Here is a 19,383-nt window from a genome sequence, read left to right on the forward strand (position 1 = left end):
TTCCGACGATGGCCAAGACGTCTCAAGCCGCGGGGCTTCACCGTGCGTCGCTTGCGAAGCTGCACGAGCTCGATGCGGCACTCGAGCTGATGTATTACGGCTGGCGCGGGATGACGCTGGAAGCCGACGCATATCTTGCCAAGCAGGGTCTGTCGCGCCCGCATCATCGTATCCTCTATGTGGTGGCGCGCCGGCCCGATATCTCGATCGGCTCGCTGGTCGAGGTCCTCGGCATTTCCAAGCAGGCTCTGAACCGGCCGCTCAATCTGCTCTTGGAGCGCAAGCTCCTGACGTCGAAGCGCTCGCCGGAGCAGCACCGCTCGAAACTGCTGCGCCTGACCGAAGCGGGGCGGCGCATCGAGCAGCGCGCCTCCGACCACGAGCGCCAGGTCTTGCGCGCGGCGTTCGATCGCGTCGGGGCGTCCGGTGCGGCTGGCTGGATGGGGGTGATGGAGGCGATCGCCGACAACAGCTGAACGAAATCTCAAGTCAACATAGTTGACATGAGGCGCGGGCTTTGCCACCTTCCCGGCCACGAGCCAGGGGAGGATCCGCATCATGAGCGGACAAGCAATGGATCGCGCGGCCGCCGAACGCTTCGTCGCGGCATGGTGCGCGAATTGGTGCAGGGTCGATATCGACGCGGTGGTCGCGCATTTCGCCGACGATGCGCAGATGCGCAGCCCTCTCGCTCTCACCCTGACGGGTTCTCCGACCGTCACCGGCGCTGAGGCTATCCGCGCCTACTGGCGGAAAGCCTATGGCCACATCGAAAGTGCCGACCTGAAGATCCTGAGCTGGAGCTGGGACGAGGCGATCGCGCGACTGACGGTGTGGTGGCAGCTGGGCGACACCCGCGCCAGCGAGTTCATGGACTTCGACGACGCGGGCCGCGTCGTACGCAGCGAAGCCTTTTACGGAAAATGACGATGCACCTTTCTGATTTCATCCTGCTTCTCAACACGCTCTGGTTCGTCGGCGCCTTCATCCAGTTCAGCATCGCGCAAACCAACACGTTGAAGATCCTGCTGCCGCGGGAAGAGCGTCGCAATCCGATTGCGCCGACCCTGGCGGCGAGCGTTGCGTTCCTGGGCGCGATGAATCTGCCGATCGGGCTGCTGTCGCTCTATCTCCTGGCCGCCCGTCCGTCCTTCTTCCAGCCGGCCGAAGCGCAGCTCGCGCTGTTCCTGTTCTTCGCCGCCTGCCATTTCAGCCAGTTCGCCTACAATGTTCCCGTGCTGATGCGTGGAGGCCGCGTCGGAGTGGCTTACTGGCCCGTGCTGAAGGGCCCGATGCTCCGGATCTTCGTCATCGACGCGGCTCTGTTCGCGGCCAATCTCGGCGTGGCGCTTCAGCTGCTGTCGCGCGCTTGATAGGCGCCGCACGTTTGACATGGAGATGGCCGCGCCTACGGCGTCTTGATCCCGATCGCCTTCAGCGCGTCGAGCATTCGCTGCGGCGGGCCCATTTTCACCACCAGTGGCTGGCCGGTCTCGAGCAGGCTCTTGAGGCTGGACAGGATCGCCGGCCAGCCCTGGCGTCCGCCGGCAAGGATGTCGTCGCTGAGCGGGCGATCATGGCCTTCGCTCATGGTGAGCCGGACCGCATCGCCGACCTGCTCGATCTCGTAGGTGACGAGCGTGGGGCCGAGCTTCTCGATCAGGTCCGGCCAGTTGACGTTGAACGTCACCGAGAGCTTTCGCGGCGGGTCGTAGGCGAGAACCTCGCCGCTGATGTGCAGCGCGCCGTCAGGCGTGCGCACGATGAACGAGCCGCCAAGGCGCGGCTCGACCGCGACGGTGTTGCCGAAGAAATACTGCCTGCTGAACTCGGCCGAGGTCAGCGCTTCCCACACCTTCTCCGGCGTCGAAGCGATGTAGATGGTGTAGACCGTGAGCGGCTTGAATTGATCGAGCTTCATTTTGCATCGAATCCCTTGTTCAGGGCTGCGCGTGGAATGCCGAGCAACTTGCCGGTCTCGAGCAGGCTCTTGAGCTGGGACAGGATCGCCGGCCAGCCATTGGAGACGGCGCCGAGATATTTGCCGCCCTCGACGAAGCCGTCATGCAGCACGGTCAAACGCACGAGCGAGCCGAACGGTTCGATGGTGAAGACGACGCGCGAGGTCGGCTCGCCGCGAAGCTCCTCGTACTTGTGGTGCTTGAAGCTGTAGGACAGACGCCGCGGCGGATCGGCTTCGAGGATCTCGCCGGAATCGGTGACCTCGCCGTCGAGCAGAAGCGCGAAGGGAGAGCCGACCTTCCAGTCCGATTTCACCTCGGCGCCGAACCAGTATTGCCTGGTGAACTCGCTCGACGTCAGCGCCTCCCACAGCTTCTCGGGCGTGGTCTCGATGTAGGTCACGTAGACGAATTGGGGCTTCGGCATCACGCAGCATCCTTCGCAGAACAGCTGGGAGCCGCGATCTCGATGACATGTCCTGTCTCCAGCAGGCTCTTCAGATTGGAGAGGACCATCGGCCAGCCGCCCGAGATGGAACGCCGTGTCCTGCCGTCCTCTCCGAGCTCGTCATGTGTTACCGTGAGCTTGACGACCTTGCCACGCGGCTCGAGATCGAACGTGACGCGGGAAGCGCTCTCGCCCGCGGCTTCCGGCTTGCGATCGATCCAGCTATAGGCGAGCTTGCGCACCGGATCGAACACAATCACCTCGCCCTCCACCGTCGGGGAACCTGCATTGGTGAAACGGTAGGCCGAGCCCGGCGTCCAGTCGGAGGCAATGCGATTGCCGAACCAGTAGCGCTCCGTGAGATCGCCGTCCGTCAGGGCCCGCCACAGTGCATCGGCAGTCGTCTCGATATAGGTGACGTAGACATATTCGGGCTTACTCATCGCGTTTCTCCAACTGGCGTTTCAATTCGCTGAGCGCGGCGAGCTTGCCGCGCTCGAACTTCTTGATCCAGCGTTCACCGATCTGATGGATCGGTACCGGGTTGAGATAATGCAACTTCTCGCGGCCCTGCCTGATGGTCGTCACCAGGTTGGCCTCTTCCAGAATGACAAGGTGCTTGGTCACGGCCTGCCGCGTCATCGCGAGACCCTCGCAGAGCTCGTTCAGCGTCTGGCCGTTCCTGGCGTGAAGCCTGTCGAGCAGCGACCGTCGTGACGCATCGGCGAGCGCTTTGAAGACTTCATCCATGGCAGGATAATACGCAACCAAACGGTTGCATGTCAAGGCGCGAAAATAGAGGGAGGGGGAACGTCTTCCGTTCCAGCACGCGCCATGCATTAATGTGGCACCGCCTCCAGCGAGTCTCTCCCATGATGTCCATGCAAGCCTATCTCGCCTTCGTCGCCGCCTGCATTGCGCTGGCGCTGCTGCCGGGTCCGATCGTCACCCTCGTCATCGCCAACGGACTGCGCCACGGCACGCGTGCGGCGCTCACCAACGTTGCCGGCGCGCAGGCCGGGCTTGCCATCGTCATCGGCATCGTCGCGGTCGGCCTGACCTCGCTGATGGCGACCATGGGTTACTGGTTCGACTGGGTGCGCTTTGCCGGCGCCGCTTATCTCGTCTGGCTCGGCATCAGGCTGATCTGGACGCCGGTCGAGGGCGTCGAGGTCGACGCGCCGCCACCACCGCCGCGCGGCGGCTTTTTCCTGCAGGGATTTTTGGTGCTGCTGTCGAATCCGAAGGTGCTGGTGTTCTTCGGCGCTTTCATCCCGCAGTTCATGGACCTGAACCGGCCGCACTTCCCGCAAGTCGCGCTGCTGGGCGCCACCTTCATGGTGACCGCAGTGATGACGGATGCGCTCTACGCCATCGCCGCCGGGCGCGCCCGAAAATTCTTCTCGGCGCGCCGCACGCGGATGATGTCGCGCATCTCCGGCGGCTTCATGATCGGCGGCGGCATCTGGCTCGCGCTGACACGGGCGAAGTGAGCGAAGGCATGATCCGGACCCGGACGGCCGCCGTTGATGCAAGGTGCTGAGCGGTTGTCCGAAACGATCGTGCCCGAAGTACGAGCCAAAGCGCGATGACGATTCATCCCAATCCCATCGCGCTTTACTTACGAATATTCCGTCAATGCCCGCAAGCTGCGCTCTGCCTCCACCAGAGCTATCAATATCTCGCCCGACATATCGCTCGGCCCGATCTCGCCGGGCTCGTCGTGGCCTTCTGCGCCTTTGGCTTTGTCATCGCTCGGCCGCTTCGCCTACGTGCTCTGGACCATCGCCGCGATCTTCGCGGCGCTGGCGCTGTTCGTCGCGACGCGAGCCGGTTGACGTTCACCTCTCTCCGTTTGCGGTCGTTTGCGGGGAGAGTGAGGGCACCGCCGGATTGGCCGGCTACACCAACGGCTCCGCCCGCAGCTCCACCGCGATCTCCGCTAGGATCCGTGCCAGCCGTTCGGCCCATTGCTGCTGGCCGGACTGGTCTTCGATCAGGTCCTGGCGGATCTCGATGCCGGTGTTGACGAGGCCGCGGGCTTCGCCGTGCACGGGGATGGTGTAATCGGTGAGATCGCTCACCGCATAGGGCTCGTTATCGCCGACGACGAGATCGCCCTCGCTGCGCAGGTGCTTGAGCAAGAGCTGTGGCAGCACGGTGTCGCGGTGATGGAGCGTGCCGATGTGCCAGGGACGTGCGATGCCGGCATAGACAGGCGTGAAGCTGTGCAGCGACACCAGCACCGTCGGCTGCTTGTCATGGCGGCGGCGGGAGATCGCCTCATCGATGCGGTGGTGATAGGGCTCGAAAATCTCGCGCCGCCGTGCCTCACGTTCCCGCTCCGAAATGCCCTCGTTGCGCGGGATCGCGGTCGCCTCGGAGGTCACGGGGATCGAGCTCGCGACGTCGGGCGGACGGTTGCAGTCGATCACGAGCCGCGAATAGCGCTGCGCGATCAGATGCGCGTCGAGCATCTTGGCGAGCCGCTCGGCGACGCCGGCGATGCCGATGTCCCAGGCGATGTGCCTGACAAGGTCGCTTTCCGCGAGGCCGAGATCGCCGAGCGCGCGCGGCAGCATCCGTCCGTAGTGATCCGCGGTGAGCAGGAACGGCGATGTCCCTGCCGCATTCACCTCATGCACGGGCGGAATATCGCCCTCGCCGAGCAGTTGATCGGTTGCCTCGGCTGTGTCCAAAGCCATCCTGATTTGCCTATGGAATAACAACGTGTGTAAACGGAGTAACGGTATCGCACCGAAGCTGCAACTTTGGAACACCATGAGCTCCGATCGACTTTTCGTCTACGGCACCCTGATGCGCGGCTTCGATCATCCGATGGCCCGGCTGCTCGCGGGCCATGCGGAATTTCTGTGCGAAGCGACCTGCCGCGGCCGGCTCGTTCTGGTGAAGCACTATCCCGGATTGCTGCTTTCCGACGCGCCGACGGACATCGTCCATGGCGAGCTCTTTCACCTGCGCGTGCCGGACGAGCTCCTGCGCGAGCTCGACATGTACGAGGCCTGTGGCGAGGGCTTTCCGGAGCCGACGGAATATCTGCGGCAGATGATCGAGGTCACGTTGCCTGATGGTGCCACGGAAAGGGCCTGGACCTATGTCTACAACTGGCCCGTCACCGGTCTGCCGTGCATCGAGTCCGGGCGGTTCCTGGAGCACTAAGCCGACAGCACTTCCTTCACCATGCGCACGTCGACCTCGCGCTCGACATAGGTCCACTCCTCGGTCCGCCGGAGCATCGCCACCAGCTCCTCGAACAGCGAGGCGTCTGCGGGAGCGAACTCGAACCAGGTGAGAAAGTCGAAGGGGCCGCCGAGGTCGCGGCAATGATAGAGCTGGCGCGCGATCGCCGGCAGGAAGCGCAGGCTGCTCGCAATGTGGTGCGATCTGTCCTCGAAGATCTTGCGTCGCTCTTCCTGCGTCAGCTCCCACCAGGATTGCGACTTGCGGATCGGGATCAGCGCCGCGCTGGTTGCCTCCAGCCGGCCGAGGCCAGCCTGCACGGCCACGAGCTGCTGCTTCTCGGCCCGCTCGGTGTAGCGCAAGTTGCTCGCGACCCCGACCAGCCGCCAGGCATTGCGCGAGGGCACCTGCGGCAACGAGACGGCCTCGCTGTCGGTCACCGACAGCGCCGGCACAAAGGGCAGGGGCTCGCCCGTCACTGGCGAAATCGAGGTCACGCGCCAGCCCCCGCTCTGACCGCCTCGAAAGGTCCTGAACATGCAGGCATGGAAGCGCGGAACCGGGCGCGGTTCAAGTGGCTCCGTCAAGTCATTCCGGCCACTTATTCCGTCATCCTCGAGGGATGAATCGGCCTGGATGCAGCCGGGCCGTCGGCCTTCGAGGCTCGCCGAAGAGGCGAGCACTTTCAGGGGTGACGGGACCAAGGCCTGTGCATAGGTCGAATAACCCGGATAACCCGCCTAAACCTGACTATTGGCGAGGCCGCGCCTATATCCCTGATCCTTCGCCCGACTCAAACGCTCGGCTAAACTCATCCCATGCGCTTCACGCCCCAATTCCTCGACGAGCTTCGTGCCCGGCTTTCGGTCTCCGAAGTCGTCGGCAAGCGCGTCAAGCTGAAGAAGGCCGGGCGGGAGTGGAGAGGGCTGTCGCCGTTCCAGCAGGAGAAGACGCCGTCCTTCTACGTCAACGACCAGAAGGGTTTTTACCACGACTTCTCCTCCGGCAAGCACGGCGACATCATCGATTTCTTGATGGAGACCGAGGGCGTGCCGTTCGCGGAGGCCGTGGAGCGGCTCGCCAATATGGCGGGCCTGCCGCTGCCGGCGGTGACGCCCGATGCCGCGCGGCATGAGCAGCGGCGCAAGTCGCTGCATGACGTCATGGATCTCGCCGCAAGATTCTTCGCGGAGACGCTGGCCTCGCGCGGGGGGGCGAAAGCGCGTGGTTATCTCGCCGACCGCGCGATCTCGCCGGCGACGCAATTGCAATTCCGCCTCGGCTATGCCCCGCCTGATCGCTTCGCGCTGAAGGAGCACCTCGGCCAGCAGGGCATCTCCGTCGAGGACATGATCGAGACCGGGCTGCTTGTTGCCGGCAATGACATCCCCGTGCCCTACGACCGCTTCCGCGATCGCGTGATGTTTCCGATCACGGACTTGCGCGGCCGTGTCATCGCCTTCGGCGGGCGCGCGCTGGAGAAGGACGTTCCAGCCAAATATCTGAACTCGCCGGAGACACCGCTCTTCCACAAGGGCGACAATCTCTACAATCATCAGACCGCGCGCAAAGCCACGCATGACGGCAGCGCGCTGATCGTGGTCGAAGGCTATGTCGATGTGATCGCCATGGTTACCGCGGGTTTTGCGGGTGCCGTGGCGCCGCTCGGCACAGCGCTCACCGAGAGCCAGCTCGCGCTGCTCTGGAAGATGGCGGACGAGCCGATCCTCTGTTTCGACGGTGACCGCGCCGGGCAGAAGGCGGCCTATCGCGCCGCGGATCTTGCCTTGCCTTTCCTCAGCCCCGGCAAGAGTCTTCGTTTCGCGCTGCTGCCGGAAGGGCAGGACCCCGACGATCTCGTGCGCTCGGGCGGGCGCGGCGCGATCGAGGAGGTGATCGCGGCAGCGCGGCCGCTTGCCGACATGATCTGGTCGCGCGAGCTCGAGGGCGGCAATTTCGCCACGCCGGAGCGCCGCGCCGCGCTGGAGGCGCGCATCAAGGAGCTCACGAACGGCATCCGCGACGAGGTGGTGCGGCGCTATTATCGCGACGAGTTCGTCGAGCGGTTGCAGCGCACCTTCGCCCCCGAAGGTGGGCGCGGCTTTGGCGGCCGGGGCAATTTCCGGCCCGGCGGCGGCCGGCCGTTCCAGCCGAGGGCAGGGGGCCCGAATCGATTCGGCGCCCAGGGATTCGGCGGCGGCCGCCGCGGGGCCCCGGGTCCCACCCTGCTACCGTCCGGCCCCTACCAGGCGGCGAGCCCCCAGCTGGCGGCAAGCCCGATCATGCGGGGCCAGCGCAGCGCCATCTCCCGCCGCGAGGCCCTGATCCTGCAATGCCTGATCAATCACCCCTGGCTGCTGCATGAGCATCTCGAGGAGGTCGCCGCCCTGGAGCTGGCCCATCCCGAGGCCCACAAGCTCAGGGCCGGCATCATCGCCGCCTTTGCCAACGACCATCACCACTCGCCTGACCCTGGCGAGCAGGCCGAAAAGATGCGCAGCGACCTCGAACGGGGTGGATTTTCCCAGGTTCTTCAAAGGGTTGAGAACGTCATCACGACCCAGGCGGTATGGGCCGCCCGCGAGGGCGCAGCAAGGGATGACGTTCTTGCCACCTGGCACCAGCTGGTTGCCTTGCATCGGCAATGGCATTCACTACTTAGAGAGCTGAAAGACGCCGAGCTGGCCTTGGGGGAGGATCCCAGTGAGGCCAATTTGGCATGGCTGCGTGACGTCAAGGCTCGGATAGGGGAAGTCGACGGTACCGAGGCCCTGATCGAGGGTTTTGGTGAGCTGTCGGGCCGGCTCCAGAAGAGCATGTGATGAAGAATCATGCGGACGGCCGCGGCCGGAACCGCTAAAAGACTCGCCAAATCCTGGGTTTGGCGGCAAAAACAGGGTTAATCGAGGCTTAACGGTCTTGTAGCACTTTGGCCCAGAGGCGGCCGCAGGCATAACAGACGCGTCAGGAATGAATCCGCGCAATCGCTGTTGGCACTACACCTGCATCCGCCGCGTCAAAGAGGCTGACGAAGCGTTAGGCAATTCCGGCGAGAGAAAGTTGGGGGTGGCGAGAGGTTTGTGCGCCGCCCTTTCCGTGTCGAGAGCTGCCGAAGCGAGAGCGTCGAGCAACAGGATCAAGTGAATTCACGCAGGCGCGGCGGGCGTCTCGCATGAAGCGCGTTTAGGAGCAATGGATGGCCACCAAGGCAAAGACGCTGCAGGCGAAGGACAAGGAAAAAGACGACAAGGCAGCGGATGCGCCGGAGAAGGACTCCCAGGACGCGCCCTCGCCCTTGCTCGACCTGTCCGACGCGGCCGTGAAGAAGATGATCAAGCAGGCCAAGAAGCGCGGCTTCGTGACCTTCGATCAGCTCAACGAAGTCCTCCCCTCCGACCAGACCTCGCCCGAACAGATCGAGGACATCATGTCGATGCTCTCGGACATGGGCATCAACGTCACCGAAGCCGACGACACCGAAGGCGAGGAAGAGAAGGACGAGGCCGACGACGACACCGATAACGAGCTCGTCGAGGTCACCCAGAAGGCCGTCACCGAGGTCAAGAAGAGCGAGCCGGGCGAGCGCACCGACGATCCGGTGCGCATGTATCTGCGCGAGATGGGCACGGTCGAGCTGCTCTCGCGCGAGGGCGAAATCGCGATCGCCAAGCGCATCGAAGCCGGCCGCGAGGCGATGATCGCGGGCCTCTGCGAAAGCCCGCTGACCTTCCAGGCCATCATCATCTGGCGCGACGAGCTCAACGAAGGCAAGATTTTCCTCCGCGACATCATCGATCTCGAAGCGACCTATGCCGGCCCCGATGCCAAGGGCGGCATGAACACTGCGATGATTGCAGGTCCCACCGGTGAGAACGGCGAAGCGCCGGCCGAGGGTGGCGAGGCCGCGGCGGCAGCCGCCGCGCCTGCGCATGTCGCTCCGCCCGCAGCGCCGCCGGCGCCGACCCCGTTCCGCGCCGCGCCTGCCGCCGGCGGCGAAGGCGAGGACAAGGATCCGGGCGAGGCCGCGGCCGAAGCCGACATGGACGACGACGAGTTCGAGAACCAGATGTCGCTCGCGGCGATCGAGGCCGAGCTCAAGCCGAAGGTGGTCGAGATCTTCGACAAGATCGCCGACAGCTACAAGAAGCTGCGCAAGCTTCAGGAGCAGGACATCCAGAACCAGCTCCAGAACGAGTCGCTGTCGCCGCACCAGGAGCGCAAGTACAAGAAGCTCAAGGACGAGATCATCGTCGAGGTGAAGTCGCTGCGCCTCAACCAGGCGCGCATCGACAGCCTCGTCGAGCAGCTCTACGACATCAACAAGCGCCTCGTCTCGCATGAGGGCCGCCTGATGCGCCTTGCCGACAGCCATGGCGTCGCGCGCGAGGACTTCTTGCGCAACTACACCGGCTCGGAGCTCGATCCGCGCTGGCTCAATCGCGTCTCGAAACTGTCGGCCAAGGGCTGGAAGAACTTCGTCCATCACGAGAAGGACCGCATCAAGGACCTCCGCCACGAGGTGCATCAGCTCGCAGCCCTGACCGGCCTCGAGATCGGTGAATTCCGCAAGATCGTGCACTCCGTGCAGAAGGGCGAGCGCGAGGCACGCCAGGCCAAGAAGGAGATGGTGGAAGCCAACCTCCGCCTCGTGATCTCGATTGCCAAGAAGTACACCAACCGCGGCCTGCAGTTCCTCGACCTGATCCAGGAAGGCAACATCGGCCTGATGAAGGCGGTCGACAAGTTCGAGTATCGCCGCGGCTACAAGTTCTCGACCTACGCCACGTGGTGGATCCGGCAGGCGATCACCCGCTCGATTGCGGACCAGGCCCGCACCATCCGCATCCCCGTGCACATGATCGAGACGATCAACAAGATCGTGCGCACGAGCCGCCAGATGCTCAACGAGATCGGCCGCGAGCCGACCCCGGAAGAGCTAGCGGAAAAGCTCGGTATGCCGCTGGAGAAGGTGCGAAAAGTCCTCAAGATCGCCAAGGAGCCGCTATCGCTGGAAACGCCGGTCGGTGACGAAGAGGATTCACATCTCGGCGATTTCATCGAGGACAAGAACGCGATCCTCCCCATCGACGCCGCGATCCAGTCCAATTTGCGCGAGACCACCACGCGCGTGCTGGCGTCCCTGACGCCGCGCGAAGAACGCGTGCTGCGCATGCGCTTCGGCATCGGCATGAACACCGACCACACGCTGGAAGAAGTCGGCCAGCAGTTCTCGGTCACGCGCGAGCGTATCAGGCAGATCGAGGCGAAGGCGCTACGGAAGCTGAAGCATCCGTCGCGGTCGAGGAAGCTGCGGAGCTTCTTGGATAATTGATCGTAGACAGCGATTCAAAGCAAACGGCGGGCCTTGACCCGCCGTTTTTCATTTGTCGTCATTGCGAGCGCGGCGAAGCAATCCAGAGTCTTTCTACGGAGGGTTTTCTGGATTGCTTCGCTGCGCTCGCAATGACGGGAGAGGCTGAAGGCCTATTTCTTCCTCGCCCCCACCCGCTCGATCCGCTTGATCTCCAACGCCGGTCGGCCGCTCTTTTCCGCGATCTCGCGGTCCTGCTCCATGATGAAGCGGCGGGCGGGTTCGTCGCCGTCGAGGCCGCCGAGCAGCTCGGCGGGCACGCGGCGGTTTGAGCGCTGGGAGCCGTCTTCATAGACGACGTTGAAGAAGGCGAATTCGCCTTTCGGGTTGGTTCCGGGTTTCTTGGCCATGGCGGCTTGTCGTCGATCAGGACGCCGCAGTCAAATGACTTTGCGGCTTGCATAGGTGGGCTCCTGCCGAGCGGGGCGAAGCCTCCGCGTTTTCCTTGAAGCCCACACTTGACCTGAGGTTGACCTTGGAGGAACATGAAGCTTTCAATTGCTCCGCTGCATTTTGGGAGCGCGTGATATGCCCAATACGGCCATCGATTATTCCAAGATCTGCTTCGTCATCATGCCGTTCGGTTTGAAGAAAGTCGGCGACAAGGATGTCGATTTCGATGTGATCTACAGTGACATCTTTCTCCCCGCCATTGCCGCGGTCGACCTGCCCGAGGGCGGCAAGCTCGAGCCGCGGCGTACCGATCAGGACTTCTTCACGGCACTGATCACGCAGGACATGTTCGAGTATTTGGAGTACTCGCGCTTCGCGTTGGCCGACCTCAGCGGGCTCAACTTCAACGTCGCCTACGAGCTCGGGGTTCGGCACCGCGCTCGTGAGGCCGGCACGGCGATCTTCCGCCAGGGCAACTCCGCCCCGCCCTTTGATATCGCGTCGATCAAGGCTTTTCCCTACGAATATGCGCCTGCTACGGAGGCCCAGAAATCGCGGGCGCTGATCACGCAGGTGTTGACAGAGTCGCTCAAGCGAAACCGGATCGACAGTCCGGTACGGCAGGCCCTCGACGAGCAGCGGCAGTCTCCGCCGGTCAACGACTTGTTGACACAGGCCGAAAACGAGATCCGCGCCTACAACGTCACCGGCGCGATGGAGATCTATCGCCAAGTGGTTGCGGCCGATCCCAACAATCCGTTGCCGCGGATGAAGCTCGGCCTGTTATGCCGAGACAACGACATATGGGACGAAGCGCTCGAACAATTCACCGCTGCGGCGGCCGCGTCGCCGACCTATAGCGAAGCCTGGCGCGAGAAGGGAGTCGCCGAGAACAAGGTCGCGCAAATCGCCAAACGGCCGCCACTCGATTCCGATCCCGCGCCCGGCGAAACATCCATTCGCGAGGCGATCAGACTCAACCCGAAGGGATTCGACGCTCTCGCCTCCCTTGGCGGCGTCCTCAGACGTGCAGGGCGCCTTGTGCCTGCACTTGCGGCCTATGAGGAGTCGATGAAGGCTTCGGGCGGACATCCGTATCCGCTGCTCAACGCGTTGAAGCTGCGTGCGCAAGTCAACGGACGTCTTGCCCTGTCCGAGTCGGACCAGCTCGCGCTGGCGCGTGCCGCCCGCGTCCGGGAGGCGCAGCTGAAGCAGCAGCCGCCGTTCGATCGACCCTGGTGCTACTTCGATCTGGCGGAGATCAGGCTGTATCAAGGGGATGCCGCTGCCTTTCTCAAGATCGCCAAGGATGGATTTGCGGATCTGGACACGGTCAATTGGCAACGCAAGAGCTTCATCGACGCTATGCGCGGGCTGCTACCCGCAGAGAGTGAGCTTCCGGGATTCAAGACGGGCTTCGAAGAGCTGGAGAAGAAATTGCCGCCGGAGTGACCGAACGGGCCTCCGCTGGTTCAGAGGCGAGGCGCAACGCCCACCGCGTCAAATGCCCTGACACCTCGTGTTCAATCGAAGCATCTTGGAGGAAACGACGATGACCATCTTGGAGTCCGTTGCGGATAGTCAGGCCAAATGGTCGACCGCCGCAAACGGGATGAAGTCGACGATCGATCGCGCGCGGTGGTTTGTCTTCGCTCTGTCGTCACTGGGCGCGGTTCTGGCGGCAGTGGCGAGCCAGCTGCAGGAAGGGAATGCCAATCCCCGCACCTGGGTCGCGATCACGGCAGCAATATGCCTCGCATTCGCGACTTTCTTCACGCACCGCCTGCTGGGCTCCGAGCGCGTCATTGCCTGGGTTCGCTCCCGCGCAATCTCGGAACGCTTGAAGCGTGAGGCCTACCGATATGCGACGAAGACTGCGCCCTATGACGATCCGGCCAAGGCGGACGACGTTCTCCGCGCCGAGCTTCAGAAGATCGATGAAGAGGCCAAAGACTTGCTCGAACAGCAAATCCCGGCCAAGGACCAGGGATCATCGCCGCGCGTTTTTCTTGGGATCGACGAGTATGTGGCGAAGCGCGCGAACAAGCAGATCGCATTCTATGAGAATCGGGCCAAGGAGTACCAGTCGACGGCCTGGCGACTCAGGTCCCTCGAGATGGCTCTGGCGGCAGCCGCGACGCTGCTCACGGCCATTGCCAGCGTCGTTGCCAAGCCGGTTATTCTGGGCGTCCACTTCGATCTCGCCGCCCTTACGGCCGTGCTCACGACCCTCGGCGGCGCCGTCATCGCCCATATCGAGGCGGAGCGTTATAGCTTTCTCGTGGTCACGTATCGCGCAACTGCATTGCAGCTGCAGCGACGCGTGGACGGCGCGAAGCAACCGCTCTCGGACTTCGTCAGCGACTGCGAAAATATTCTGGCGGCGGAGAACGCATCCTGGATCGCGAAACAGACCAAGTGAGTTCGATTCCGAGGTCGCAACTCGCATGGCGCTCAATAAACGGCGGGCCGAAGCCCGCCGTTTATCCTGGTCCTCAGCGTCGCCCGGGGCTGGTGGGGTGACAACCTAAAATAGAATTCTATCGATTGCGCCCCGCGATGGCAAGGCAAATCGTGGTGGTGTCGATGTCGCAGCGAGCGCATCGGATCTGTGTTGGTTTTGACGTGTGATGCAGCCCCGCATCGAAACGATTGTTTTGGTTACCAAATCATCCTGTTCATCTTCTTTTTGCGCATGCAATGCGGCTAGAGCGACGCGCTCTGTAAGGAAAGTGCGTTGGCCTGCACCTGTTCCAGAGACATGTCATGACCTGGCCGACGTCCGAGAGGCGCGTGTGATGCAGGATGTCCATCAGGCGGAACGTCATCACCGCGGGACGGCCGAAGCTGATGCCGGGGCGGCCGAGCTCGAACAGCACGTTCACCGCGGGAAGCAAGCCGCGGATGTGCTCGAGCACGCCAGCCATGTCCTCCACGCTGCAGGCGATGAGATGGGCAGCCTGCGCCGGTGCGGCCGCGGGCGTCGGCGGCGCGAGGCCGAGCGCGGCGATCACCTCCTGCTCGATCCATTGCCGCACCACGGCGGGGGCATTGCGGACCTGCTCGGCGGTCAAGGTAATTCCGGTCATGTGCGGCTCTCCTGTTTCGCTCAGTTTAGAAAGCAGGGCGTGAGACAGTTTGATGCGGATCAAGCCTTGCGCTTCAAGCCGTTGCGCTTTGACGCTCGCAGTGTTCCCGGGCATGATCGCGCACTGCTTCGCGCTGGGATTTTGGGGGATTGCTCCACATGCTGAGACTGCTTTTCGCCGCCGCGTTGGTCGTGACTCTGGCCGGCGGGCCGGCGCAGGCCGCCCGCTGCGGCGGCGACTTCAACAGCTTCATTGCCGGCATGGCCGCGGAGGCGCAGGCGGCCGGCGTCTCCGCGAGCGTGACGAGCGCGGCGCTCGGCGGCGTGACGCCTGATGGCGCCGTGCTCGCCTTCGACCGGCGCCAGCGCCACACCTTCAATAAGAGCTTCGAGCAGTATGTCTCGACCCGCGTCGGCCCCGGCCGCATCAATGGCGGACGGGCTCTGCTGCAGCGCCATGCTGCGCTGCTGTCGCGCATCGAGCAGCAGTTCGGCGTGCCCCGCTACATCCTGGTCGCGATCTGGGGGCTGGAGAGCGATTTCGGCAAGGGCGACATGGGCAAGCTGCCGGTGATCCGCACGCTGGCGACACTCGCGCATGATTGCCGCCGCACCGATCTGTTCCAGGGCGAGCTGCTCGCGGCGCTCAAAATCGTGCAGCGCGGCGACCTGCCGCTGCGCGACCTCATCGGCGCCTATGCCGGCGAGATCGGCCAGACCCAGTTCCTGCCGTCGTCCTACATCAAATACGGCGTCGATTTCGACGGCGACGGCCATGTCGACCTCCGCCACAGCGTCCCCGACGTGCTCGCCTCGACCGCGAACCTCTTGCACATGAGCGGCTTCAAGATGGGCCAGCCCTATGGCGAGGGCACCGCCAATTTCGAGGCGATGCGCGAGTGGAACAGGGCGGTGGTCTATCGCAAGACGATCGGGTATTTCGCCGACCGATTGATGGGGCAATAGAGCTTCACATAATCGGTTTCATCGGCCGTTTGACCGGGCGATCCAGTCCGAGATGGTTGTGGTTCGATCGATAAACCGCGGCGTACCGGATTCCCCGCTTTCGCGGGGAAGGACAGCGGAGTGTGAGGTGGCGCCGCTGCGCCTCGTCCCGGTCATGCTTTCCCCGTCGAGTCCAATCGGCGGAACCATCAATCACTTTTTTTGAAATGAAACCGAACCGTTGCCGGCTTCGGGTTTTTAACATGTGTTATGGAGGCATGCATTGGGAGCTGCCGATGGGACAAGCGACGCCATTTCGCGCGACAGCGCTGATCGTTGAGGACGACGCCATGCAGCGGGAGATGCTTTGCGTCCTCCTGGAAGAGAGCGGCTACCAAGTCATCCAGTGCGAGAGCGCCGAGGCGGCGGAGCGCGTCCTCGACACGAGCGCCGGCTCGCTCTGTCTGATGCTGACCGACATCCAGCTTGCCGGCCGCATGAACGGCGTCGAGCTCGCGCACGTGGCCAAGCACCGCAATCCGAAGCTCGATGTCGTCGTCACTTCCGGCCGCCCCTTGAAGCAGCCCTTGCCCGACGGCGCCAAGTTCTGGGCCAAGCCCTGGGCGCCGCTCGACGTGCTGCGCGAGGCCGAGATCGCTCAGCTGTCCTGACGGCTCGCCAGAGAGCTCGCTTTCTCGCCGCGAGCCAGTGGTGATAAGGTCAGCCAATGACCTTGTCCTTCCTGCTCACCTCGCTGATCGTCATCGCTTCGCCCGGCACCGGCGTGCTTTACACGCTGGCCGCGGCGCTGACCCGCGGCTCGCAGGCCAGCATAGCCGCCGCCTTCGGCTGCACGCTCGGAATCGTGCCGCACATGGTGGCGGCGATGCTCGGCCTTGCGGCCGTGCTCCACACCAGCGCGCTTGCCTTCGCCGCGCTGAAATGGTGCGGGGTCGCCTATCTGCTCTACATGTCCTGGCAGGCGCTGCGCGAGGCGGGGACGCTCGCGGTTAGCGGCGAGATCAAGGAGCGATCGAGTGGCCGCGTCATTGTCACCGACTTTCTGATCAATATCCTCAATCCAAAGCTGTCGATCTTCTTCCTCGCCTTCCTGCCGCAGTTCATCGCGGCGGAGGAGGCCCATGTGCTGGCGCGCATGCTGGAATTGAGCGGCGCCTTCATGGCGATGACCTTTGCGGTGTTCGTCCTCTACGGCTTCCTCGCCGCTGCGGTGCGCGAGCGCGTCATCTCCCGTCCCCGCGTCATGGCCTGGCTGCGGCGCAGCTTTGCCGCCGGCTTCGCCGCGCTCGGCGCCAAGCTGGCGTTTGCCGAGCGGTAGGCGTCTCTTCGCCTCTCCCGCAAGCGTGGGAAGAGGGAGCGAGAGAGCGGAGTGAGGCAATAAAAAAGCGGGCCCGCCGCCCGCCATCTTCAAACCCGATCGATGCCACCCGAAGCCCGGGCGGAGCGAGAACCCCACCCGGGCAAAGAACAGAAGCCTCGTTACTTCTTCTTCGCCTTCTTGGCCTTTTTCGCCTTCTTCTTCGCCGCCTTCTTCGCTTTCTTAGCCATAGTATCCTCTTAAGGGTTAATGGTGGAACGCGACTCGAGGCATGCTCGGCGGAGGGCCAGCCTCGCAACATCCTCGACCACAAACTCAGCAGATTCGGAGCCGGCTGCCCCGCGCTGTCATATCTCCGTCATCGCGTTATCCACAGCTCAGATGCATTTTCGGGTGATTTTGCCGCGCGAATCCGCATCAAGCGTGTCGCGCCGCGACGGCAGCGAAATGCCTAACGATCCGAGAACGCGACTGCGCCGTTCATGAATCCAAAACCAAAGGCGCGCTTTGAAGGATTCCAGTGAGACTCCGTTAAGTGCAACCCGCGCATTCTTCCCCGCAAGAAAACGGGGGCGGGTCATGGACGAACGGCTGCCAGGAATGGGGGACGCGACGCTGCGCGCGCTGCGCTCGCCATGCTGAACGTACCGACACTCTGGACGGTCTTCATCGTCAACTTCCTCGCGCTCGGCCTGATCTGGGCCTACGTGACGCGCTCCTATCCGAAATTCGCGGCTGCGCGGTTCTGGATGGCATCGGCCTTCGTCGGTGCGGCCGGCGCGATGGTCGCCCTGATTGGCCTCTTGGCCATGTCCCCTATGCCGCTTCTGATCGGCGGCGCCGGCATCATCGCGGCGAGCTGCTTCGCCGCAATGGGCATCCAACGCTTCTATGGTCGGCCAGTGTCCTGGCGATTTATGCTCGCGACCGGCGTCTTGAGCCTCTGCGGCGCCGCTTTCTTCAAGTTCGGTTTCGATCACATGCCGCTGCGGATGCTCTGCTACACGCTCGGGCAGTGTTTGCCGCTGTTGCGCTCGCTGGGTCTGTTGCTGTCGCCACCGGAAGGCCGAGTTAGCCCGGGAGCCCGGCTGTCCGGCATCGTCATCACCGCCATGGTCGCGACGTTCTGCACGCGCGTCCTGGGCAACCTGCTCGGCCATGATTTCTCGGCGGTCGCGGGCGGTCAGAACCATGCCGTCATGGTGCTGGGGCTGCTGTTCCTGTCGATGACGCTCAATTTCGGTTTCCTGCTGATGGCGATGGACCGGCTGCGGGGCGAGGTCGCCGACCTTGCGCTGCTCGACGATCTCACCGGCGTTGCCAACCGGCGCCATCTGCTGCAGCGCCTGTCCGAGGAATGCGCCCGATCAGCGCGCAGCGGTGAGCCGTTCTCGCTGCTGGTGATCGACCTCGACGGCTTCAAGACCATCAACGACACCCATGGCCATGCCGCCGGCGATGCCTGCCTCAAGCACTTCACCTTGATGGCGCAGACGCGCCTCCGGCCCGGCGACATGCTCGCCCGCACCGGCGGCGACGAGTTCTGCGTCGTGCTGCCGTCCTCGTCGTTGCGCGAGGCTGCCGCGATCGCCCGCCGCGTGCTCGAGGTCTGCCGTCGGGATGCCGCCGGTTGCACCGGCAGCGACATTCCGATCGCGATCTCGATCGGGGTCGCGCAGTGGGATCGCGGCATCGGAGAATTCCCGGACCGACTGATGGCCAACGCCGACCACGCCCTCTATGCCGCCAAGAAGGACGGCAAGAACGATTTTGCGGTCTATGATCCCGCTCCGCCGCTCGCGCCGGAGCCGATCAGGCTGGCCGAGGGCAAGCGCACATTCGCGTAAAGCCTGCTACGATTGGGGTCCGTCATTGGACCCGCATGATGATGTCCCGCCTGCTCGCGTTCCTCCTCGCCGCACTCTTCTTGACCGCACCAGCCGTTGCAGCCGACGCCGAGCTCGCAAAACTCGCGCGCGCCTCCGGCACGCCCGACATCCCCGGCTTGAAGATCGTCTGGCTGGCGCCATGGGGCGACGTCCGCAACGCAAGAGCCTGGCGCAACATCATCGTGCACCAGACCGAGGGACCAGCGGGCTCGGCGCGCGGCGGCGCGCAAGCGCAGGCGAAGAACCCGACGCGGCGCGGCGTCACGATCTGGGTCGAGACCGACGGCACGGTCTATTGGGCGGTCGCCGAAAACCTGGTGCCGACCCATGGCGACGGCGCCAACCGCAACGACAACAAATACATCGACAACAGGCCGACCTATCGTCAGGTCGTGCGCGACAATTCGATCGGCGTCGAGTTCGCCGGCAACTATCCCGACGTGACGGCGGCCCCGACCGAAGCACAGGTCGCGGCCTGGAAGATCCTCGTCAAGGTGCTGCGCGCGCGCTACGACATCCCGGCTGGTCGCGTCTATGCGCACAACTGGATCGACTACAAGGACGCGCGCTATTGCGAAGGCTGCACGCTCGCGACGCTGGCAAGGGAATGGGGAGAGTGAGTTAGTACGGCGTCGGCGGTGCGCTCAAAGTAAGCAACATCTGGGCGCATACGTCTCCTGCAGCGAGCATGGAGCATTGATCCTCTCAAGTCCAAAACAAAAAAGCCGGCGTTGCCGCCGGCTTTTCG

General features: G+C 63.8%; 22 protein-coding genes. 14 read left to right on the top strand and 8 right to left on the bottom strand.

From position 1 onward, the window contains the following. Positions 1-8: 8 nt before the first annotated feature. From P6U27_RS05985 to P6U27_RS05995, 3 genes are all read left to right on the top strand, one after another. Positions 9-476 carry a MarR family transcriptional regulator gene (locus tag P6U27_RS05985; RefSeq protein WP_122401075.1) on the top strand — a complete coding sequence of 156 codons (468 nt, stop codon included), beginning with the start codon at positions 9-11 and terminating at the stop codon, positions 474-476. A gap of 82 nt (positions 477-558) precedes the next feature. Further along, complete coding sequence (locus P6U27_RS05990) at positions 559-927, top strand: nuclear transport factor 2 family protein (protein ID WP_122401076.1); 369 nt, start codon at positions 559-561, stop codon at positions 925-927. Positions 928-929: 2 nt separating this feature from the next. Continuing rightward, positions 930-1,373 (top strand): hypothetical protein, encoded by a 444-nt coding sequence (locus P6U27_RS05995; protein ID WP_122401077.1) that lies wholly within the window; start codon positions 930-932, stop codon positions 1,371-1,373. A gap of 35 nt (positions 1,374-1,408) precedes the next feature. Here the strand turns inward: P6U27_RS05995 and P6U27_RS06000 are convergent, their stop codons facing one another. Genes P6U27_RS06000 through P6U27_RS06015 form a run of 4 tightly spaced genes read right to left on the bottom strand, consistent with a single transcriptional unit; the run spans position 1,409 to position 3,159 of the window. Beyond that, positions 1,409-1,921: an SRPBCC family protein gene (locus P6U27_RS06000; RefSeq protein ID WP_129142534.1), complete on the bottom strand. Its 513-nt coding sequence runs from the start codon at positions 1,919-1,921 to the stop codon at positions 1,409-1,411. Next, a complete protein-coding gene (locus tag P6U27_RS06005; RefSeq protein WP_122406395.1) occupies positions 1,918-2,388 on the bottom strand; it encodes an SRPBCC family protein in 471 nt (156 codons plus the stop codon). Before P6U27_RS06005 ends, P6U27_RS06000 begins: the two co-directional genes overlap by 4 nt. Then, on the bottom strand, positions 2,388-2,852 hold the full coding sequence (locus tag P6U27_RS06010) for an SRPBCC family protein (RefSeq protein ID WP_122401079.1): 465 nt from the start codon (positions 2,850-2,852) through the stop codon (positions 2,388-2,390). The genes P6U27_RS06005 and P6U27_RS06010 overlap by 1 nt, the downstream gene beginning before the upstream one ends. After that, positions 2,845-3,159 (bottom strand): helix-turn-helix transcriptional regulator, encoded by a 315-nt coding sequence (locus tag P6U27_RS06015; RefSeq protein ID WP_061880471.1) that lies wholly within the window; start codon positions 3,157-3,159, stop codon positions 2,845-2,847. The genes P6U27_RS06010 and P6U27_RS06015 overlap by 8 nt, the downstream gene beginning before the upstream one ends. 122 nt (positions 3,160-3,281) lie before the next feature. Between P6U27_RS06015 and P6U27_RS06020 the strand changes: the two genes are divergently transcribed. Then, positions 3,282-3,902, top strand: a complete 621-nt coding sequence (locus tag P6U27_RS06020; protein ID WP_162500130.1) for a LysE family translocator — start codon at positions 3,282-3,284, stop codon at positions 3,900-3,902. 408 nt (positions 3,903-4,310) lie between these two features. Here the strand turns inward: P6U27_RS06020 and P6U27_RS06025 are convergent, their stop codons facing one another. Next, complete coding sequence (locus P6U27_RS06025) at positions 4,311-5,114, bottom strand: N-formylglutamate amidohydrolase (protein WP_122401080.1); 804 nt, start codon at positions 5,112-5,114, stop codon at positions 4,311-4,313. A 76-nt stretch (positions 5,115-5,190) separates the two neighbouring features. Here P6U27_RS06025 and P6U27_RS06030 point away from each other — a divergent pair, with 76 nt between their 5' ends. Beyond that, positions 5,191-5,589: a gamma-glutamylcyclotransferase gene (locus P6U27_RS06030; protein ID WP_122401081.1), complete on the top strand. Its 399-nt coding sequence runs from the start codon at positions 5,191-5,193 to the stop codon at positions 5,587-5,589. On the opposite strand, the gene P6U27_RS06035 is transcribed toward P6U27_RS06030, so the two are convergent. After that, positions 5,586-6,149: a chlorite dismutase family protein gene (locus P6U27_RS06035; protein WP_122406397.1), complete on the bottom strand. Its 564-nt coding sequence runs from the start codon at positions 6,147-6,149 to the stop codon at positions 5,586-5,588. The two genes, P6U27_RS06030 and P6U27_RS06035, sit on opposite strands and share 4 nt — an antisense overlap. Positions 6,150-6,428: 279 nt before the next feature. Between P6U27_RS06035 and dnaG the strand changes: the two genes are divergently transcribed. Both dnaG and rpoD read left to right on the top strand, forming a co-directional pair. After that, on the top strand, positions 6,429-8,432 hold the full coding sequence (gene dnaG, locus P6U27_RS06040) for a DNA primase (RefSeq protein ID WP_209296296.1): 2,004 nt from the start codon (positions 6,429-6,431) through the stop codon (positions 8,430-8,432). A 374-nt stretch (positions 8,433-8,806) separates the two neighbouring features. After that, positions 8,807-10,942, top strand: coding sequence for an RNA polymerase sigma factor RpoD (rpoD, locus tag P6U27_RS06045; RefSeq protein WP_122401083.1), 2,136 nt, complete (start codon positions 8,807-8,809; stop codon positions 10,940-10,942). A 152-nt stretch (positions 10,943-11,094) separates the two neighbouring features. Here rpoD and P6U27_RS06050 read toward each other — a convergent pair whose 3' ends face one another. After that, the gene (locus P6U27_RS06050) at positions 11,095-11,331 is read right to left on the bottom strand and encodes a hypothetical protein (RefSeq protein ID WP_122401084.1); all 237 of its coding nucleotides are present in this window, start codon (positions 11,329-11,331) and stop codon (positions 11,095-11,097) included. A gap of 178 nt (positions 11,332-11,509) precedes the next feature. Here P6U27_RS06050 and P6U27_RS06055 point away from each other — a divergent pair, with 178 nt between their 5' ends. Both P6U27_RS06055 and P6U27_RS06060 read left to right on the top strand, forming a co-directional pair. Continuing rightward, positions 11,510-12,826: a tetratricopeptide repeat protein gene (locus P6U27_RS06055; RefSeq protein WP_122401085.1), complete on the top strand. Its 1,317-nt coding sequence runs from the start codon at positions 11,510-11,512 to the stop codon at positions 12,824-12,826. A 100-nt stretch (positions 12,827-12,926) separates the two neighbouring features. After that, the gene (locus P6U27_RS06060; RefSeq protein WP_407193732.1) at positions 12,927-13,796 is read left to right on the top strand and encodes a DUF4231 domain-containing protein; all 870 of its coding nucleotides are present in this window, start codon (positions 12,927-12,929) and stop codon (positions 13,794-13,796) included. A 256-nt stretch (positions 13,797-14,052) separates the two neighbouring features. Here P6U27_RS06060 and P6U27_RS06065 read toward each other — a convergent pair whose 3' ends face one another. Beyond that, complete coding sequence (locus P6U27_RS06065; RefSeq protein WP_244607867.1) at positions 14,053-14,463, bottom strand: hypothetical protein; 411 nt, start codon at positions 14,461-14,463, stop codon at positions 14,053-14,055. Between the two features lie 158 nt (positions 14,464-14,621). Here P6U27_RS06065 and P6U27_RS06070 point away from each other — a divergent pair, with 158 nt between their 5' ends. The 5 genes from P6U27_RS06070 (at position 14,622) to P6U27_RS06090 (ending at position 19,255) form a co-directional block, all read left to right on the top strand. Beyond that, positions 14,622-15,428, top strand: a complete 807-nt coding sequence (locus P6U27_RS06070; RefSeq protein WP_122401087.1) for a lytic transglycosylase domain-containing protein — start codon at positions 14,622-14,624, stop codon at positions 15,426-15,428. A 275-nt stretch (positions 15,429-15,703) separates the two neighbouring features. Next, on the top strand, positions 15,704-16,078 hold the full coding sequence (locus P6U27_RS06075) for a response regulator (RefSeq protein WP_122406398.1): 375 nt from the start codon (positions 15,704-15,706) through the stop codon (positions 16,076-16,078). A 56-nt stretch (positions 16,079-16,134) separates the two neighbouring features. Continuing rightward, positions 16,135-16,746 (top strand): LysE family translocator, encoded by a 612-nt coding sequence (locus P6U27_RS06080; RefSeq protein WP_407193733.1) that lies wholly within the window; start codon positions 16,135-16,137, stop codon positions 16,744-16,746. Between the two features lie 635 nt (positions 16,747-17,381). Further along, entirely contained in the window at positions 17,382-18,593 is a 1,212-nt protein-coding gene (locus tag P6U27_RS06085) for a GGDEF domain-containing protein (protein WP_122401089.1), read from the top strand. A gap of 35 nt (positions 18,594-18,628) precedes the next feature. Beyond that, positions 18,629-19,255, top strand: a complete 627-nt coding sequence (locus P6U27_RS06090; protein ID WP_122401090.1) for an N-acetylmuramoyl-L-alanine amidase — start codon at positions 18,629-18,631, stop codon at positions 19,253-19,255. The last annotated feature ends 128 nt before the right edge of the window (positions 19,256-19,383 follow it).

It is taken from the genome of Bradyrhizobium sp. STM 3566, from assembly GCF_045571445.1.
In the GTDB taxonomy this organism is placed as follows: Bacteria; Pseudomonadota; Alphaproteobacteria; order Rhizobiales; family Xanthobacteraceae; genus Bradyrhizobium; species Bradyrhizobium vignae.